Here is a 19,940-nt window from a genome sequence, read left to right as displayed (position 1 = left end):
TGATTTCGTCGTGTCTTTATAAAAGATCAGTTCGTTTGATGGCTTACTTGTAGTCAATATCAGGGCAATGTCCTGACAATCAGAATAAATGCGCATTTTAACCGGTAAATATTACCTTGTTTTTGAAATGCGCTCCGGTAACTCTGGGAGTACTCATATGACACCGACACGCAGGGACTTTCTCAAGTTTACAGCGTCCGGAATAGCGGTCACTATTCTTCCGATCCGCGCAGCACGCGCGGCATTGTTTGAAAACAAAATTCTCGACTTGCCGCTCCCGCAAGGTACAACGCAGTTGAAGCGCCGGATTGACGGCGTGGCTAAGGTAACAGGTTCCAAGGTTTTCGCCCGTGATATCCGTGCTAAGGATATGCCGGACTGGCCGAAGGAGCAGGCACATGCTTTTGTCGTCTGGTCGATGCGCGCGGATGCGCCGTTTCTGGATCTGGATTTGTCCTTGCTGGGTGAGGATTTGCAGCCGGATTATCTGGTTACAGCCGAAGATACGGTTAAAGCTGGTCTCGACTTCTATGATCCGTATACTTATGGCCAGAAAATGTTGTTGCCTAAAGGGGAAGTGCCGCTGTTTCTCGGTCACCCGCTGGCAATCCTGATTTATCGTGATTTTGCCCGTTTCTCCGTTGCCAAGCGCATTTATAAAACCAAGCGTGATGAAATCATCCGCTATGGTGAAACGACTGCGCCGGTAGAGCAGGGACCCCTCGCCAATTTCCGATTCGTGCGTGTAGAGGGTGAAGGCGGCGCGAAAGCCGAAAAAGACCTGTTTAATCCGGTCGATGATGGTTATGTTCTCGCAAGTTATGACAAGAATGATGTCAACTGGCCGAAAGCAGATGCTGCCGGTGCAGTGATGGAACGCGGCATGGCCTATGCCGAAGGCATTCGCGCAGAGCTGAATACACCGCCGGAAGACTGGCATGTGATTGAGCGCGAATATTATTCGCCGTTCATTGATGCGGCAGCGCTTGAGCCTGACAATTGCAACTGCTGGTATGATGCAAAATCTGGTAAGCTGGAAGTCATCATGGCGAGCCAGAGCCCGCATGAGGTGATGACCGGCACTGCGGCGATGCTCAAGAAAAGCACATTTGATGTGCGTGAGATGAAGGGCCATCCGGCCTATACGGTTGGCTACGGCACCAAAGAACATAGCCCGTTCCCGTATTACGGTATCGTAGCTGCACTCTTTGCGGAAGGTCGCCCTGTGCGCTTGGCGCTTGATCGTGAAGAACATTTCCAGACTGCAATCAAGCGTCACCCGATCCGTATGAAATATCGTCTCGGTATCAACCGTAAGACGCTGAAAATGCAGTCTCTGGTGGCTGATCTGGAGTTGGATGGCGGTGGCCGTCAGAATTATACTACACCAGTGACACAGGTTGCTGCCGGTGCTGCGCAGGGGATTTATTACTTCCCTAAGAATGATATTGCCGCTGTTGCGCAGTCTTCCCGCGCACCAATGTCCGGTTCTGTTCGTGGTTTCGGTTCGCTGGAAGCACAGATCGGCACGGAAATGCTGGTTGAAGAACTGGCTGAAGAGCTCGGCGTGGACGTTATGGAGCTGCGTCTGATCAATGCTCTGCAGGACGGTGAACGCAGTTCTGCCGGTGCATTCCCGCTGAGCTTGTGCCGTATGCGCGAGATGATCGAAGCTGACCGTGCGCATCCGGTCTGGGCAAACCGCACGAAGCGTAAAGCCGAGTTCGAAGCAGAAAACCCTGCGCTGAAATACGGTGTTGGCTATGCGATTGCCAAAAAAGGCTTTGGTAACTCCAATGAAGCTGTTGCAGCGGCGATTACACTGACACCGGAAGGCAAAATCCGGTTGCATCATATTGCGGTAGAAATCGGCACTGGTGCGGTCAGCACACAGGCTTTGATGTGCTCCCGTTGGTTGGGTAAACCTGCTGACGAGATTGAAAGTGCTGCCCTTAACTGGTCGCCGCTGGAAATGTTTGCCACACTCAGCCCGTTTGTGATGGATAAAGCCCATCAGGATGAGATGTCACCGGATTCACGTTGGACACCGGCAATGGCTTCGGCATCGAGTGCAACGAACAGTGCATTCTACTTTACCCATGGCACACATGAAGCCGGTCGTCTCATTTATGAACGCGGTATCATTCCTGCGGCTGCGGCTCTGTGGAATGTGAGCGTTGAAGTTGCTGCCGGTGCATCATGGAAAGACGAGAAATTTGTCCTTTCCGATGGTCGTTCACTGAGCCTCGCAGAACTGGCGGCCAAAGCGCATGAGCTTAAGGGCATTACCGGCGCAATGGTTCATGCCTTTGATCGCTGGGGCTGGGGTGAAGCCGATTACGATATTCTTGGCGAAACCACCCGTCGTCCGATTGATGGTCTGGCTATCCAAACCGGTTCTGAGCAATGGCAGCGCATTGAGCGCAGCAATGTGCATTATATGGACCCGCAGGTTGATAATGCCAGCTGGTCACGTTTTGCACCGGCATCGGCACTGATTGAAGTGAGCGTCAATCGCGGCACCGGTGAGGTGAAAATCCTGTCGCATCATTCATCGCTTGATTGCGGTCGTGTACTGGTACCGGAATTTGTGTCCGGTCAGTTGCAGGGCGGTATCGGTATGTCGATCGGTCATGCGCTGTATGAAGGCATGCCGCTTTATGAAGATGGTCCGGGCAGCGGCGACTGGAATTTCAACCGCTATCGTCTGCCACGCGGTAAAGATGTGGCTGTCTGGGAGCAGACGGCAAATATCCTGCCGGTTACAGCACAGGAAGATCATCCGAAAGGCATTGCGGAGGTCGTACAGATTCCGACCATTCCTGCGGTTGCCAATGCGGTAGCGCATGCCGTTGGCAAATATCTGCGCGAACTCCCGCTGACGGAAGAAAAGATTAAAGAGGCATTGTCATGAGTATCCCGACACGCGAAATTACATTGAACATCAACGGCCAGCAGGTAGGGCCGATGACGGTTCCTGAAGAATTGTCGATGGTGGATTTTCTGCACGAATATGCAGACCTGACCGGCAGCCGTTTTGGCTGCGGACAGGGACTTTGCCGCGCTTGTACCGTGATTATCGATGAGGCGGATGGCACCAGCCGTGAAATGCGCACCTGTATTACCGGTGCTCATTATTTCAATGGCCGCTCTATCCGTACCATTGAAGGCCACGCCACCAAAGGTGAAGACGGACAGTTAAAGCTCTCTGCCATTCAGGAAGCTTTCCTCGACCATTTCTCCTTCCAGTGCTCTTATTGCGCACCGGGTTTTGTGAATGCAGCGACTGTACTGGTCGAGCGTTTGCAGAAAGAGCCAGTGGCAAAAGAAGATGTGAAGCAGGTGATTGAAGATTCACTCAATGACCATATCTGCCGCTGCACCGGTTATGTGCGTTATTACAGTGCGGTGCATGATGTTGTCATGAATACGCCGGGGCTTGTTAAATGAAACCAGCAGTAAAATGGATTCTCAGGCTTGGTGTTTTGGGTGCTGTCGTTGCAGCTTCTGTACCGTTCTGGCCTGTTAAATCAGCCTATGATGATAAAGCATCCGCGCAGCGTCTGGCTGCGACCGGCGAGGAAAAAACCAAGCTGGTTACGCGCGGTAAATACCTCGCGGCTGTAGCCGATTGCGCGGCCTGTCACCAATCGCCGGATGGTGCGCCTTATGCGGGTGGTCTGGCGATTGATACGCCGTTTGGTGTGCTCTATGGCACCAATATTACACCGGATAAAGAAACTGGTATCGGTAATTATACATCGGCTGAATTTTATCATGCGGTAGCGGATGGTGTTCGCGCTGACGGCAAATGGCTTTATCCGGCCATGCCTTATGTGTCGTATCATACAATCCGTCCGGAAGATTCTGATGCGATTTATGCCTATTTGATGGAGCAGCAACCGGTCAAACGCGCTAATCCGGAAGTGGGGCTGCCATTCCCGTTTAATCAGCGCTGGGCATTGTCTTACTGGAATTTGGTCAATCCGAAACTGCAAATGCCTGCCAATGCATCTGCACAGGTGGCGAATGGTGCTTATCTGACGGATGTTCTCGGCCATTGTCAGGAATGTCATACGCCGCGTAATGCGATTGGCGGTTTGCAGATGGCTTCAGCCTATGAGGGCGGCATTCTCGGCAAGATCACCGCACCAAGTCTGAAGCCTGAAGCGCTGGCATCGCGTGGCTGGACGGCTGAGGATATGCGCAAATTCCTCAAGACCGGTATGTCGCCTCAGGGCACAATGACACTGGAAATGTATCCGGTGTTGCTGCATTCGTCCCAATATATGACGGATGAGGATATTGCAGCAATTCAGACCTATCTGACCGGTGATAAACTGCCGGAAGCACCACAGCAAACGCCGGTGGCGATTGATGCGGCTGTACGTCAGAGTGGCCGTGATGCCTATATGGCTGTCTGTGCTGGTTGTCATGGCGTGGATGGTGAAGGTAAGCCGCATATTGCACCGGCAATGACCACCAATACCAGTGCAATGCTGGCGGATCCGAGCAATCTGATCCATGTCATTCAGGATGGTATTGCCGAGCAGCGTCTTGCCAATGGCGAAGTGATGCAGGCGATGCCTGGCTTTAAAGGTGCGCTGACCAATGAGCAGATTGCTGATCTGGTCAATTACATGCGTGCCGAATGGGGCGGTCAGCCTGCCAATATCACAGTGAAAGATATTGAAAAAGCAGGTAGTTAATTCTGCGTGCTACCGATACCGGCGGGTGAAAATCCGCCGGTATGTTTTTGAGATAATTTGAATAAGGCACATTCCCGATGACCGATGATATCGCGCCTGAAACAGTCGATGTGCATCGCTTATTTCATACAGATCAGACACTTGATGTCCTGCGCTTTGCCCATGATACGCTCCGGCAGGGGGAGGCTTGCGCATTGGTCACGCTGGTTGAAATCAATGGCGGCTCGTCCCGTGCATTAGGCTCGATGATGGCCGTAACGGCGACAGGCGGTTATTGCGGCATGGTTTCCGGCGGCTGTGTTGAGGGTGTTGTTGCGCATGAGGCTGTGCAGGCGCTGGCAGAAAACCGCGACAGAACAGTGAAGCTCGGCAAAGGATCGTCCTATTTTGACGTGGTTTTGCCTTGTGGCGGTGGCATTGCACTGGTTGTTCATGTGCTGAAAAATGCTGATGCACTGGATGCTGCGCTTAAAGCCCATGCTCAACGCCGCACAATTGCGCTGACATATCATCCCGAAAAACAGATGCTGAGCTGTTCTGAAGCGCTGAAAACCGGCTGGCAGGCTGGTGTCTTTGCTGTCGTGCTGCCACCTGTTTTACGCATTGTGCTGCTAGGGCGGGGTTTGGAAAGTGAAGTCCTGCAACGGGCGGCTTCTGCACTGAATATCGAGACCATGCGCGATGCATTGCCTGCGGATATTGATGAGGCAACGGCTGTGGTGTTTCTTCAGCATGATCTCGATAAAGAACTGCCCTTATTGAAGCAGGCGCTGAACAGCGCTGCTTTTTATATTGGTTGCCTCGGCAGCAGACGCACGCATGAGGCGCGACGTAGCCAGCTTCTGCAAGACGGTTTCACTGAAGCACAGATTGCGCGTCTTTCAGCGCCGGTTGGCCTGTTTGGCCCTGTGCGGGATGCGCGCTCACTGGCCGTTTCTGTGCTGGCAGAGATTATGTCCTGCAAATTGAAAGCAGATACTGCGCGGAGTGCGGTTCATGCCTGATGCATCTGCCACTGCTGTTCTGGTGCTGGGCGCTGGTGCCGGTTCACGTTATGCCGATGGCGACAAACTGAGCGCCATGCTAGGCGGGAAGCCTGTTGCACATCATATTTTGCAGGTTGTGGATGGTTTTCCGTGGGCGCAACGCATTGTCACCTGCCGCGATTATGCGCCATGGACGCAAGGCTATGCGGATGCCGGTTTTACACTGGCGCTGACAGAAGATGTGGAGACCGGTATGCTCGGTTCCTTGCATAGGGGCTTGCGCGCAATCAGCCAGGAATGGGTTTTGATTTGCCTTGCGGATATGCCGTTGGTGCCGCGCTTGCATATTGAGCAATTACTGCAATCGGCTCAGTTTTGTGCCGCGCCGGTCATCGCATCTGCTTCCGGCGACTATCGCGGCCCGCCTGCCTTATGTCGTACAGAATATCTGAGGGCTTTGCCGCTTGCCGGTGAGGGCGGGGCGCGTAGCCTCCTGCCACAGGCGGATTTTGTGGAGCAGCCTGCTCCTGCCTTCGCAGATATTGATACTGTGAATGATTTTGAGACTATCCGGAAGCTTTTTAACGCGTTCTCTGCCTGATTTTGGTGCGCCTAGCCCTTCGCTACTGCTTTTTTCTTTTTAAATTCACTTAATTGTCCTGTTTTTGGAACAGAGCTTATTAAAATCCGATCTACCCGATAGCGGGAACCTGTCTTATTCTCTGGTCATAACAACAGCACAGATTCCTCCAGTCTCTTGTGTTGTTCGTATCTAACCAAAAGATAATTCTGTTGCATGCAGAAAACATCTTGATGCTGTTAAGCATACCCAGAATAGGAATTCTTCAATGAAGAAAATTATATTGCCTCTGCTCGCTTCACTTCTTTCAGCAACAGCGGTTCAGGCAGCTGATTACAAGCTTGATTCTGATCATACAAAAGCAATGTTCTATATTGACCATTTTAACACCTCTACAAATAGTGGCGGTTTCTACGGCATTAAAGGCGATATCAGCTATTCACCGGAAACGCAGACCGGTTCTGTCAAAGTCTCTATTCCTGTTGATACTCTGAATACAGGTATCGAAGGTTTTGATGCGCATTTGAAAAGCACAGATTTGCTGGATGCCGCAAAATATCCGACGATTGATTTCGCCTCAACCAAATGGAATGTGGCTGATAACAAACTCGTTTCCGTTGACGGTAACCTGACAATCAAAGGTCAGACCCATCCGGTACAGCTCAAAGCAACAAAATTCAGCTGCTATCAGAACCCGATGTTCAATGCCGAAGTGTGTGGCGGTGATTTTGAAGTCACGATCGACCGCACCCAATGGGGCGTCGATTTCCTTGTCAAAGAAGGGATGGAAAAAATGGTTACTCTGAAAATTCATGCAGAAGCTGTCAAGCAGTAAGCTGATAGCTAATCGGCGCGAAGCCGGGAGTTAGTATTATGACTAAATTTATGAGCAAAAAATCTGTAGTATCACTGAGTGCAATTGCGCTTGCTTTGTCGCTCGGTGTTGCACATGCGGCAGATTATAAAGCCAGTACCGCAGAAGGCCCCGTTAAGATCACCAATCTGAACGAGCTGGAAGGTCAGGTTAAAGCCAATATGGATAAAGGCGCTTTCGGCTATATCCGTGGCGGTGCGGAAAACGAGCAGAATCTGCGCTCCAACACCTCGGTGTTCGATAAGAAGTATATTATGCCACGCGTTATGCAGGGCATCGAACTGTCCAATATTGATTTGACGACCAGCTATCTTGGTATTGATCTGAAAACGCCGGTCATTCAGGCACCTATGGCAGCGCAGGGGCTGGCACATCAGGATGGTGAAATCGCAACCGCCAAAGGCATGGCAAAAGCAGGTTCAATCTTCTCGCTGAGCACCTATGGGAATAAAACCATTGAAGAAGTGGCTGCAGTTTCTGACGGTAATCCGTTCTTCTTCCAGCTCTATATGAGCAAGAATGAAGCGTTCAATGAGTTTACCCTGAAGCGTGCCAAAGACAGCGGCGCCAAGGCAATTATTCTGACGGTTGACTCTCCTGTCGGTGGTTATCGTGAAGATGACATCAAGAATGATTTCCAGTTTCCGTTAGGTTTTGCCAATCTGGAACTGTTTGCCAAGCAGAATGATGACGGTTCGAAAACCGGTAAGGGCGCAGGCATCAGCGAAATCTATGCGCAGGCTAAACAGGCTTTCACGCCATCTGATATTAAATACGTGAAAGATATGACCGGTCTGCCTGTGATCGTGAAGGGTATCCAGTCGCCGGAAGATGCTGATGTGGTGATTAAAGCCGGTGCGGACAGCATCTGGGTTTCCAATCACGGTGGCCGTCAGCTTGATAGTGGCCCTGCATCCTTTGATGTGTTGCCGTCAATTGCCAAGGTCGTCAACAAGCGTGTTCCGATTGTTTTTGATAGTGGTGTGCGTCGCGGCTCGCATGTCTTTAAGGTGCTGGCAAGCGGTGCGGATGTGGTCGCTGTCGGCCGCCCGATCCTCTATGGTCTTAATCTTGGCGGTGCGGAGGGTGTGAACTCTGTTATCCAGCAGCTGAATAAAGAACTGACTATCAATATGATGCTTGGTGGTGCGAAAAACATCGAAGCTGTGAAGAAAACAAAGCTCTATAGCGATAAAGATTTCGAATAATTTTTCGCTCAGGTAATGAAAGAAAACGACCGGTAGCTCCGGTCGTTTTTTAGTGGCGCATCAAGATGTACTTAGCTCCATGGCAAGTGGTTTGCCCATTGTTTGCGGATATGTTCGATAAACATCCGCACTTTCGGAGAAACATGACGCCGTGTCGGATAGACGGCGCAGATGGGCGGCTCTTCGCGGCTGTAATTTTCAAGAACGGCTGTAAGTTTGCCCTGTTTTATATCTTCACCGACAAGAAACGCTCCGAGCTGTACCAGTCCCGTACCGGCTAAGGCGGCATCGCGGATAGCTTCTGTATTCCCCAGTCTTAAACTACCCTGAACATCTATCTGACGCTCAACATCTCCGATGCAGAACTGCCAGGGAACAGGGCTGTTGGCATGTGTGAATATAATCGTCTGATGCCTGGCAAGATCATCCGGTGTTGTGGGCATGTCGTGTTGTTTCAGATAGGCAGGCGATGCGCAGGTGATGAAACGATGCGGTGCCAGAACCTGCCGGATCAGGCCGCTATCGGCCGGCCCGCCGATCCGTATTGCTATATCAATGCCATCGGCTACCAGATCGCGGTAGTGATCGGAAAAGGATACGTCGGCCTCCAGATCCGGCCATTGAGCGAGATAATTCTGTAGTAAAGGCAGGATGTGCAAGCGTCCGAAAGCGATGGGCAGATCAATACGCAAACGACCCTTAGGTGTTTGATTGCGCTGCGCTAATGCGGCTTCCGCATCATCCACCTCGCATAGAATGCGCATGGCATGATCGTAAAATAATTTACCTTCTTCGGTCAGGCGCACAGAACGGGTGGTGCGATGCACCAGACGCGTTGCCAGATTTTCCTCCAATCGCGCAATGCATTTTCCAACGGCTGAACGGGACATACCAAGCCGTTCCGCCGTTTGGGTAAAGCTTTGGCTGTCTGCGACTTTTACAAAAGCCAGCAGATCTCCGAAGTGGTTGATCATGATGATTATCCGTCACATTGAACACGATTTGTCGCCAGTGTTTCCACGGTGGCTATGTTTATCTTATTTCCAGATACAGTAAAGCATGCAACCCGCATTGCAAAATGCATTTCTGAAGAAAGGACGGGTTGTGGAACAAGCGATCAAACAATCAAAACGGATAGCTGACAGCAGGGCAGATAAGGGAAACTGGCCAGCGGTTTATGCAGTTGCGCTGTCGACATTTGCGGTTGTCACAACCGAAATGCTGCCTGTCGGACTGATGACACCGATCGCACAAGCTTATGAAATTTCGGTCGGTATCGCAGGGCTGACGATTTCCGTTCCGGCTATTCTCGCGGCTTTGTTTGCACCCATTGTCGTGCTGGCAGCGGGACGTATCGACCGGCGTATTATTCTCAGCGGCCTGATGATCTTGCTGATGTGCGCCAATGCAATATCCGCACTGGCACCCAGTTTTGAGTGGCTGTTGTTCGCCCGCGTGATTGTTGGTTTTTGTATGGGGGGTATCTGGTCGGTGGCTGGCGGGCTTGCTGGCCGATTGGTACCGGAACAATCCGTTGCACCCGCAACGGCACTTATTTTCGGCGGGGTTGCCGTTGCATCCGTTCTTGGTGTGCCGCTTGGCGCATTGGCCGGTGAATTAGCCGGATGGCGTATCGCGTTTGCCGGTATGGCATTGTTTAGTCTTATTGTTTTACTCACACAGCTGATTGCTTTGCCTGCTTTGCCGGTCGATGCCTCCGTGAGATGGCAGCAATTTACCGCACAGCTTGGCAGGCGTCCGGTACAGCTGGGTTTGGCTCTGACCCTGCTGCTCGTGGCCGGTCATTTCATGGCCTATACCTTCGTGCATCCTTTACTGCAAAACCTGTCCGGCTTTGGCTCTGAATGGATCGGGCTGTTATTGTTTGGTTACGGCATTGCAGGGATTAGCGGTAATTTTCTTGCAGGCATGGTTGCGGGACGCAAAACGACCCAAACATTGCTTGCTATAGCTGTGGGGCTGGCTGTCACCATTGCCGGTTTTGCCATCATTGGCGGCAATCAGATCAGCGGTGCAATTATGCTGGTGCTATGGGGGATTGCCTATGGTGGTGTTTCTGTTTCCTTGCAGACGTGGATGATGAAATCCGCACCGAACGCGATTGAAATCGTCACCTCGCTCTTTGTTGCTGTTTTCAACATCGGCATTGCGCTTGGTTCTTTTGCCGGAGGCCGTGTTGTTGATGGTTTCGGGCTGCATACAACCTTGCTGATTGCTTCAGTATTACCAGCAATCGCGCTCTTACTTACAGTGTTCATGAGACCCGCTCGGCATGGACAGGTGAAGCCATGACCTATGATGTTTTTGAACTCGGCGATATTCAGCTCCAGTCAAAACGCTGTATCCGGCAGGCAAGACTGGCCTATAAAACCTATGGCGCCCTCAATGCCGCGAAAGACAATGTGATCCTCTATCCGACCTCTTTTGCTGGCACACATGAGGATGCGGCATGGCTGATCGGTGCGGGAAGAGCGCTAGACCCTGAAAAATACTTCATCATCATCCCTGATGCGTTTGGTAACGGCTTGTCCAGCTCGCCAAGCAATAGTGCAGCGCCGAATAATGGCAGCCGTTTTCCGCAAGTTACACTGCATGACAATGTGCAGCAGCAATCTCGCCTGTTGACGGAAAAGTTTGGTATCGGGAAAATCCGGCTGGCCATTGGCTGGTCACTCGGCGGGGCGCAGGCGTTTGAATGGGCTGCGGCTTTTCCCAATAAAGTGGAACGCTTATTTACGTTTCAGAGTGCAGCGCGGACATCTCGTCATTTCAGCTTGTTTTTCGACAGTGTGCGGGCGGCGATTGAGCTGGATGTGGCGTTTAAACAAGGTTTTTACACGCAGCCGCCACATCAGGGTTTGCGGGTTGCAGCCCGTATCTATGCGGCATGGGGTTTCTCGCAAAGCTTTTTCAGAGAGCGTCTGGATGAAACAGCACTCGGCTATTCGTCATTAGAGGATTTTCTCATCGACTTTTGGGAAGGCTGGTTCTTAAAACGTGATGCCAATAATCTGATTGCGCAGCTTTGGACAGGACGCCATGCCGATATCAGCGCTAATGCAACATATCAGGGCGATCTGGACAAAGCACTGGCGGCCATTCAGGCAGATACGATCATTATGCCGTCTTCGACGGATCTGTACTTCACCGTAGAAGATGCTGCTGCGGAAGCGGCAAAAATTCCGCGGGCGGAATTGCGTGTACTGCAATCCCATTGGGGGCATGTGGCCGGTGAGGGGCTGAATGATGCGGATACGCAAATCATCGAGCAGGCGATTACGGAGCTGCTGGCGCGATGAGTGCGATTAGAGCGCCGTGTGCCAGACTTGGCACACAAAGGTCGCTCTAACACTTTCAAATTAGAGCATAATTCCTTAAACTGATCCAAGTTTAAGGAATTATGCTCTGTTTTCCGCTGTTGAAATGCATAAGGCGCCTCTTTTCAGAGGCGCCTTATTATTTTGCTCAAATCCGGTCAGATCAGAACTGGGCTGCGGATTGCTGGAGCAGACGTTCCAGCTCAAGATCAGCTGTGCTTGGCGGTGTGTAAACATCGCCCGCCACGGTCGGAACTTCGCTTGCCGGAGTTACATCAGCAGAGGATGCAACAGGCTCGGCAGGCGCTTCCGGTAGTGCAGAGAGATCAATCTCTTCTGCCTCTGTCTGATCCGGCTGCTCAAAGACCTCATTGGCAAGAGCAGTCATATCAAGACCGGCAAGTTCCTCAGGCATGTCATCAGACTGTTCAGCCTGAGCGGACATATCCGAACTTGCATCCGCCAGATTAATCAGGCCAGCCAAGATAGACTGGTCGTCATAATCATTGGCAGCATAATTACTATCGTCGAAGCCCTGACCATCCTGCACGTCGAGCTCTGCAAGAACACCAGACATATCCAGAGACATCGGAGCGACATGAGTTTCGGTTTCATGCTGTTCTTCTGTCTGCGGTTCATCCGTGACAGAGCGGGCTGCGAAGCTGTGCGCATCACCGGCATCTGCTCCTGCACTGAAGGCATCCATACCGTCACCGTCCGGATTAACCTCACCACCGGCTGGCCGGACAACAGTGATCTTCCATGGGTCAGAAGCCGCACTCACGTTACCGGCAGCATCAGCTACTGTGATGGTAATCGTGTGTGCCTCTGCGGTCATGGCAGCGTCTGGTCTGAAGGTCCAGGTACCATCGGCGCCGACAGTGGTTGTTCCCAGAACCTTGCCATTATCCATAATGGTCACCAGACCACCCGCTTCACCTTTACCCTTAAAGGTTGGGCGAGAGTCATCTGTTGTACCATTATTGCTGACCGGACCAGTTTCAGCACCAACAGCGTCAATGATCTGATCCAGTTCCGGCTTGGCAGGCGGTGTAACGTCTACAACCACTTTAAAGGTTGTTTCCGTTGTGCTGAGATTGCCCGCTTTATCCATCGCCTTAAAGGTCAGGTTATAGGTTCCCTCAGCAAAGGCTTTGTCTGCTGCCGGACGGAAGGTCCATGCCCCGGAAGCATTGACGTCGGCACTGCCGATTTCAACACCATTGAGATAGACCTTTACCTTGCCATTGGCTTCAGCCGTACCGGAGAAGGACGGACGGGTATCGTTCGTCGCATCACCGCTGTTGAGATCACCGACTTTCGGCGGCACAGTATCCTGCACACGGCTGATCACCGGTGCGACAGGTGGCGTTGTATCGATCTCAATGGCAAAACCGGTGGAGGCATTGCCAATGTTACCGGCACGGTCAACTGCAATGGCCGTGAAGGTATATTTACCATCCGCCAGAGCTGTCGGAAGCTTAAACGACCAGTTACCACTTGCATCGGTGGCGGCAGTACCAAGAATGGTTTTGCCATCCGGCGCCATGATTCGCACCGTGCTGAGTGGTTCTGCTTTACCGTTCAAGGTTGGCTGTTTGTCATCGGTAATACTATTATTCGGTATATCACCTTTATAAGGGCCAACCGCATCAGTAGCCGTATTGATAATAGGCGGTGCAGGTGGCGCTGTATCGACAGTCACGACATAACCCGGTTTTGTCAGATCCAGTGTTGCCATATTGCCGGCTTGGTCAATACCAAGTGTACGGAATGTATGCGTACCGTCAGGTAAGTTACCGGTTGTGTAGGTCCAGTTACCGTTTGCGTCAGCTTTGGCCTGTCCAATCTGCGTCGAACCATTGTAGATACGGACAGTCGCAAAAGGCTCAGTCGTTCCTTTCAGTTCCAATGTTTTGTCATTGGTGAAGCCATTTTTCGCGATCACACCGGCATAAATACCCTCATCAGCAACCACTTGATCAATAATTGGCGCTTCTGGCGGTGTCGTGTCAATTGTGACATTGAATGCCTCAGAAGCTGCGCTTGTTTTTCCGCCTGCAGTGAGTGTGGCAGTGAAAACGTGAGGGCCTTCTGGAATATTATTCACAACCAATTGCCATTTGCCATCAGTGCCTATTGTTGTTGTTCCAATAACAACACCATCCTGATAGATAGTGATGGTATTTACTCCCCCAGGCACAAATTTTGCAAGACCGGCTAATGTTAGTGTTTTCGCATCAGTAACGGCGTTGTTAAAATCCATTCCCTGCACTGCGCCGACACCATCAATCAGATAGGTCAATTTCGGTGCAGTTAAGCCCTTGTCCGAGTTGAAATGGAATAGTGAGTACATGTCAGTAGGGAACGATTTTGACACACCGTTCACATTGATACTGTTGTAGTAATATCTATTATAAACAGGAGCAATATTCCCGGCCTCGTTAAAGAACGAGATTTTATACTCGCTCCATCCTCCGTTAGGATCCCGAGGGATTACAATTTTATACTTACCTTCGATCTCCAAAACCTGCACAGATAACTGAACGCCATTACGGAAAACCGCAAGTTTAACCCCGAGCTGTCCTGCAGGGATGTTACCTTCAATAATCAATGAGTCTGTGGCATCATCAAAATAGGGGTTCGGGCTGAGAATTATGGATCCTGTATTTGGCGAACTGGACTCTACAGACAACTGCCATGATGCTGATGTCGGGCTGATATTACCGGCAAGGTCAGTTGCTTTCGCAGTCAGCTGAACCACTTCGCTGTAATATGAAATATCTTTTGTTGGTGTAATCGTCCACTTACCGTTTGCATCGACAACCGCGCTGCCAAGGAAGGTGTTATTGTACGACGTGTAAAGATTAATAGTTGTGCCAGGAACCCCCTCACCAGATACAACAGGCCGTTTATCATTGGTCAGGCCACCATTCGCTATCGGGCCAGTGAACATGTCAACATTGTCAACAACTTGAGTAATTTTTGGTGCCGGTGGTGGGTTGAGAATAACAGTGATATCCCATGGTTCCGAGATTTCACTCTCGAGACCGGCACGATCAACCTGCTTCACCGTATAGGTGTGTTTACCTTCCGGAATATTCGCCGATGGTGTCCATGTGGCTGTCCCGCTTGAATTGAGCGTGACTGTGCCTACCTGCAGACCATTATCATAAATGATCACAGTCGCATTCGGCTCACCGGTAATCGTCAGGCGCGCCTTCGGATCATTGGTATAGCCACCATTCGTCAGTTCTCCTGTTACCGGTGATGTACTATCATAGATCGAAGTGATCAGCGGTTTTGTTGGTGCAACAGTATCCACATTCATGGTGAAGGTTGAGCTGTTCGAGCTGGTATTGCCCGCAGCATCCGTCGCCTTGAAGGTGAAGTCGTATTTACCGTCGACCAGAGCAGTATCCGGCTTCCATGTCCATTTACCGTCAGCACCAACTGTGAGTTTGGTCACCTCCTGACCATTCATCATCACCGTCAGCGTGCTGTTGGCTTCAGCCGTGCCGGAGAAGAGCGGTTTGGTCTCATTGGTGTAGCCACCATTGGAGATATTACCAACAGCCGGTTCTGTCGCATCGTAGACGGTGGTGACTGAAGGCGCATTCGGCGCAACTGTATCCACGAGAATAACCCATGGGGTTGAGGAAGTTGCGTTGCCTGCAAGGTCTGTCGACTTGACGACCAGCTGGTTAGTGCCGTTGGACAGGGCATTTGGCACAGTCCATGTCCAGTTGCCGCTTGCTGGCACCACCATTGTGCCAAGCACGGTTGTACCGTTGCTGCCACCATAGAAGGTCAGTGTCGTACCGGCTTCCGCCGTTCCTTTCAACATCGGACGGGCGTCATTGGTCAGACCATTGCTCGGAATGGTACCGACAATACCGCCTGGTACTGCATCCGCAACATCGTCAATCGTTGGCTTGACCGGCGGAACAGTATCAACCGTGATGCGATAGCCGGAGCCCGAAGATGAGACGCTGGTATTACCGGCTTCGTCTGTGGCTTTGGCTTTGAAATTATACACACCATCCGGCAATACCGGTACGCGGAACTGCCAGTTACCGGACGTATCCGTTTTGACTGTGCCGACAACACCATAAACGGCATCTACAATCTCAATCGTGCTGTTTGGTTCAGCCTTACCTTTCAGGGTTGGGCGTGTGTCACGGGTGTAACCGCCGCTGGCCAAATCTGCGTTGGTCACATTGTCACGAGCAGTGTCAAATGTCGGCGCATTCGGCGCAACCGTATCAATGGTAACCTCGAAGACGCTGGACGCAACTGTGGTGTTACCGGCAGGGTCGGTTGCTGTTGCAGTAAATTTATGCGTACCATCGCCCAGTGTGCGGGTGACCTGGAAACTCCATTTTCCGTCATCGCCGACAACAGTCGTACCCAGATAAGTGCTTCCGTTGTAGATAGTGATTGTGGTGCCTTTTTCACCACGACCGACGAGTTCCGGCAGATTGTCGTTAATCGTTGCACGATTACCAAACTCACCAACATTGCCCGGAACATCATCAATCACACCGGTGATTGTTGGTACGTTCGGTGCAATCGTGTCGACTACAATTGTATAGCCTTCCGATGCCGGACCTGTATTACCGGCAGCATCCGTTGCTGTCGCGGTAATCGTATGGCTGCCATCCGGCAGACCTTCCGGCAGTTTCAGAGACCATGCGCCGCTGGAATTGGCTCGGACCGTACCGACCAGCAAACCACCTGCATAGATTTTGATCGTAGCATTTGCCTCGCTCGTACCTTCAACACGCGGTGCCGGATCGTTGGTCAGTCCGCCCTTGTCAATATTGCCGGTATGATCCGGAACATTGTCCACAATACGGGTGATAACCGGCGCATCCGGTGCAATCGCATCCACTGTCAGCGTAAAGATGCTCGAATTGCTGGTGCTGACGTTGCCTGCAGGGTCAGTCGCAGTCGCATAGAAATTATGCGTTTTGCTGTCGAGCGGTTCTGTCAGCTGAATTTGCCAGTTACCGCTACCATCAGCGGTGGCCTGTCCAACCAGAATACCGCCGTCACGATAAAGCTTGATGACATGATACGCGTCCGTAGTTCCACGGAACGACGGCAAGGTATCATCGGTCAGAGAGCCGCTCGGCATGGTCGGATTGATAATGGTACCCACATCGTCAGCTGCGCTGACAATGACCGGCGGAGGCGGAGGTGTGATGTCGATCGTCACGATGCGCGGGAATGATTGTGAACCTTCAAAGCCCAGTTCATTCACGGCCGCTGCCGACAGGCTGTGATAGCCTTCGCTCAGCTTGACATTGGCATCCTTGAAGTTGAACGACCACTTACCATCAGCACCCGCCGTTGTGGAGCCGACAAGCGCACCATTGTCATAAATACGAATGACAAGGTTTGGCTGTGACGTACCGGTCAGCAACGGATCCTGATCATTGGTCACACTCGTATTCGGAACGCTGACATTCTCGGAGCCATTGTTATTGAACAGGTTTTCAATTTTCGGGATTTCCGGCGGAATGGTCGAGATCACTACAGACCAGCTGTCGGAAGGCACAGACACATTGCCTGCCTCATCCACAGAGGTCACAGTGAAGACCCGCAAACCGTCTTCCTGCAACGGCGTGGTAAATGACCATGTACCATTCGCACGCACAGTGGTTTCACCGAGCAGCACTGTTCCTTCATAGATGCGGATCGTCGAACCGACTTCACCCTTACCGTTCAAAGTTGGTGTTGGGTCATTGGTCGGCGTGCCATTCGGAACATTCCCGATGCCCGGAGCCACATCGTCATAGACGGCTGTGATTTCCGGTTTAACCGGTGGTGTCAGATCAACAGTGATAGCCCATGCGATGGATTCACCGCTCTCGTTGCCGGCCTTATCTGTGGCTGTCACGGTAAAGCTATGCGCACCTTCTTTAAGATCTGTGGTCGGTGTGAACGCCCATGTGCCATTGGCATTCGCAATGGTTTCACCGATATAAGTACCATTGTCGTAGATTTTAACAATGGAACCGCTTTCCGCGCCGGAGCCGGAGAGGCGTGGCTTGGTATCATCAGTGGTTTTGCCGTTGGCAACCGTACCCAGAACTGCACCGACATCGTCCAAGACGTTGGTGATAGAAGGTGATGATGGAGCCAGTGTATCAACAGTGATCTTATAGGCTTCAGACTTGGCGGAGACGTTGCCAGCACCGTCCACACTCACAACGGTGAAGGTGTGAGGACCATTGCTCAACGGATTAACAGGCACATAACTCCAGTTACCGGACGCATCGGCATTGACCTCACCGATCATTGTCGCACCGTCATAGATACGGACAATACTGTTGGCCTCCGCACCCGAACCCTTCAGAGTTGGTGTGGTGTCATTGGTAAAGCCGTCTTTCGAGACGTTGCCGGTAATCGGTTCCTGAGCATCCGTAATGCTGTCGATCTTCGGTGCATTCGGTGCAACCGTATCCACAGTGATGGTGAAGGCTTCGGAAACCGCACTCACATTGCCTGCGATATCGGTTGTTTTTGCCGTGAATGTATAAGTACCGTCAGCAAGTGCGTCTGTAGCTTTCCAGCTCCACTGGCCACCGGCATCAGCGGTGACAGTGGCAACCAGAGTACCGTTTTGGTAGATGCCGACTTTCGTATTTGGTTCAGCACCGGCACCCGATAGCTTCGGACGATTATCATTGATAATCGCGCCGTCTCCGAATTCACCAATCACAGGGCCAACACCGTCATAGCCAATCGTAAAGCGCGGGGCATCCGGTGGGGTGGTATCAACAACGATGGTGTATGGTGCTGAAGGCTGACCCTCAACGCCTGCACCGTCAACGATCTTGGCGGTGAAGGAGTGATTACCCTCTGTCAGATCGGTCGAAGGTGTGAATTTCCAGTTGCCGTCAGCATCAGCTGTTGCCTGTCCAATGATTGTACCACTGTCATAGATATTGACCTTGGCATTGGCATCGGCCTTACCCTTGATCTCAGGACGGGTATCATCGGTTGGCTTGCCGTTGCCGACAGTTCCGGTGATGGAGCCGACATCATCAATCACTTCTGTGATTGACGGTGTGCCAGGCACAGCGGTCGAGACGATGATCGTGAACGGATCGGACATCGCACTTGATGTACCAACCTCATTGACCGACTGCACCGTGAAGGTATGGCTGCCGTCATTGACAAAGCCGGTATAGTTCCACTGACCTGTGGCCTGTACGGTGGTCTCACCAACATATTCGCCATTGACGAAGATCTTGAGGATGGTTCCCGGTGCTGCCGTACCCGACAGGGTCGGGGTGGTATCATTGGTGGTGCCGCCTTTTGGTACGGCGCCGATACCCGGCTGGGCATCATCCCAGATCTGATCGATCGTCGGTGTTTTTGGCACAGACAGATCAATGGTAACCCGCCAGCTGCCGGACTGGGCACTTTCGTTACCCGCTGTATCGGTTGCCGTCACTGTAAAGCTGTGCGCACCTGTTGCCAGATCTGCCGCTGGTGTGAAGCTCCATGTGCCATTGGCATTGGCTTTGGTCTCACCTAGCAGCACACCGTTGTCATAGACTTTGACAGTGGAACCGGCTTCTGCACCGCCACCGGAGATGGTCGGGCGCAGATCGTCTGTGGACTTGCCGTCAGCAACATTGCCCTGAACAGCGCCAACATCATCATAGACCGATGTGATCGACGGCGCGTTTGGTGCCAATGTGTCAACATTGATACGCCATGTGGTTGAATAGGCGCCTTCATTGCCGGCCGCATCCACCGCTTTAACGCGGAATGAATGGGCACCGTTGGCCAGATCGCTGTCCGGTGCGAAGGACCACTTGCCGTCTGTGACTTCAACTTCACCAAGCAGAGTTGTACCGTCATAGATACGCACCAGTTTGATGTCATCTGCGGCTGTACCGGAGATCACAGGGCGCGGATCATTGGTGATGCCGCCATTGGTCACTTCACCGACAATCGGTTCTGCTGCATCGAGAACGGATGTAATCGCCGCATCCGTGCTGCTTGGGGCTGTGGTATCAACCGTCAGTGTAAATGGTTCAGAGCTGGAGCCCTCATTACCGGCCGCATCAACGGTGGTGGCAATGAATGCGTGTTTGCCTTCCGACAGGGTCGGAACGTCAAAGGCCCAGTTGCCGGAAGCATCCGCCTGTACCTGACCCAGCAGCTTGCCGCCGGAATAGATACGGATAAAGCCGTTTGGCTCCGCACCATTCCCATTGAGGCG

The 19,940-nt window shown here is 51.9% G+C and carries 11 protein-coding genes; 9 read left to right on the top strand and 2 right to left on the bottom strand.

The genetic code is table 11. The annotated features are described in order from the left end of the window. The first annotated feature begins 157 nt into the window (after positions 1–157). From QUF18_RS17795 to QUF18_RS17765, 7 genes are all read left to right on the top strand, one after another. Complete coding sequence (locus tag QUF18_RS17795; protein ID WP_289388612.1) at positions 158–2,914, top strand: xanthine dehydrogenase family protein molybdopterin-binding subunit; 2,757 nt, start codon at positions 158–160, stop codon at positions 2,912–2,914. Continuing rightward, positions 2,911–3,450, top strand: a complete 540-nt coding sequence (locus QUF18_RS17790; protein ID WP_113944143.1) for a (2Fe-2S)-binding protein — start codon at positions 2,911–2,913, stop codon at positions 3,448–3,450. Before QUF18_RS17795 ends, QUF18_RS17790 begins: the two co-directional genes overlap by 4 nt. Next, positions 3,447–4,709, top strand: coding sequence for a c-type cytochrome (locus QUF18_RS17785; RefSeq protein WP_289388611.1), 1,263 nt, complete (start codon positions 3,447–3,449; stop codon positions 4,707–4,709). Before QUF18_RS17790 ends, QUF18_RS17785 begins: the two co-directional genes overlap by 4 nt. 77 nt (positions 4,710–4,786) lie before the next feature. After that, positions 4,787–5,713: an XdhC family protein gene (locus tag QUF18_RS17780; RefSeq protein ID WP_289388610.1), complete on the top strand. Its 927-nt coding sequence runs from the start codon at positions 4,787–4,789 to the stop codon at positions 5,711–5,713. Continuing rightward, positions 5,706–6,296, top strand: coding sequence for a nucleotidyltransferase family protein (locus QUF18_RS17775; RefSeq protein WP_289388609.1), 591 nt, complete (start codon positions 5,706–5,708; stop codon positions 6,294–6,296). Before QUF18_RS17780 ends, QUF18_RS17775 begins: the two co-directional genes overlap by 8 nt. 247 nt (positions 6,297–6,543) lie before the next feature. Further along, positions 6,544–7,110: a YceI family protein gene (locus tag QUF18_RS17770; protein WP_289388608.1), complete on the top strand. Its 567-nt coding sequence runs from the start codon at positions 6,544–6,546 to the stop codon at positions 7,108–7,110. A gap of 38 nt (positions 7,111–7,148) precedes the next feature. Beyond that, a complete protein-coding gene (locus tag QUF18_RS17765; protein ID WP_289388607.1) occupies positions 7,149–8,357 on the top strand; it encodes a lactate oxidase in 1,209 nt (402 codons plus the stop codon). Positions 8,358–8,428: 71 nt separating this feature from the next. On the opposite strand, the gene QUF18_RS17760 is transcribed toward QUF18_RS17765, so the two are convergent. Next, positions 8,429–9,331 (bottom strand): LysR family transcriptional regulator, encoded by a 903-nt coding sequence (locus tag QUF18_RS17760; RefSeq protein ID WP_289388606.1) that lies wholly within the window; start codon positions 9,329–9,331, stop codon positions 8,429–8,431. A gap of 130 nt (positions 9,332–9,461) precedes the next feature. Here QUF18_RS17760 and QUF18_RS17755 point away from each other — a divergent pair, with 130 nt between their 5' ends. Then, positions 9,462–10,670 (top strand): MFS transporter, encoded by a 1,209-nt coding sequence (locus QUF18_RS17755; protein ID WP_289388605.1) that lies wholly within the window; start codon positions 9,462–9,464, stop codon positions 10,668–10,670. Then, entirely contained in the window at positions 10,667–11,677 is a 1,011-nt protein-coding gene (locus QUF18_RS17750) for an alpha/beta fold hydrolase (RefSeq protein ID WP_289388604.1), read from the top strand. Before QUF18_RS17755 ends, QUF18_RS17750 begins: the two co-directional genes overlap by 4 nt. A gap of 181 nt (positions 11,678–11,858) precedes the next feature. Here the strand turns inward: QUF18_RS17750 and QUF18_RS17745 are convergent. Continuing rightward, the coding region (locus tag QUF18_RS17745; protein ID WP_289388603.1) for an Ig-like domain-containing protein at positions 11,859–19,940 on the bottom strand (8,082 nt) is incomplete at its 5' end.

The organism is Pseudochrobactrum kiredjianiae (genome assembly GCF_030362795.1).
Taxonomy (GTDB): domain Bacteria; phylum Pseudomonadota; class Alphaproteobacteria; order Rhizobiales; family Rhizobiaceae; genus Pseudochrobactrum; species Pseudochrobactrum kiredjianiae.
Note: the sequence above shows the minus strand (reverse complement) of the source record. Positions and strands in the feature narration are given on the sequence as shown.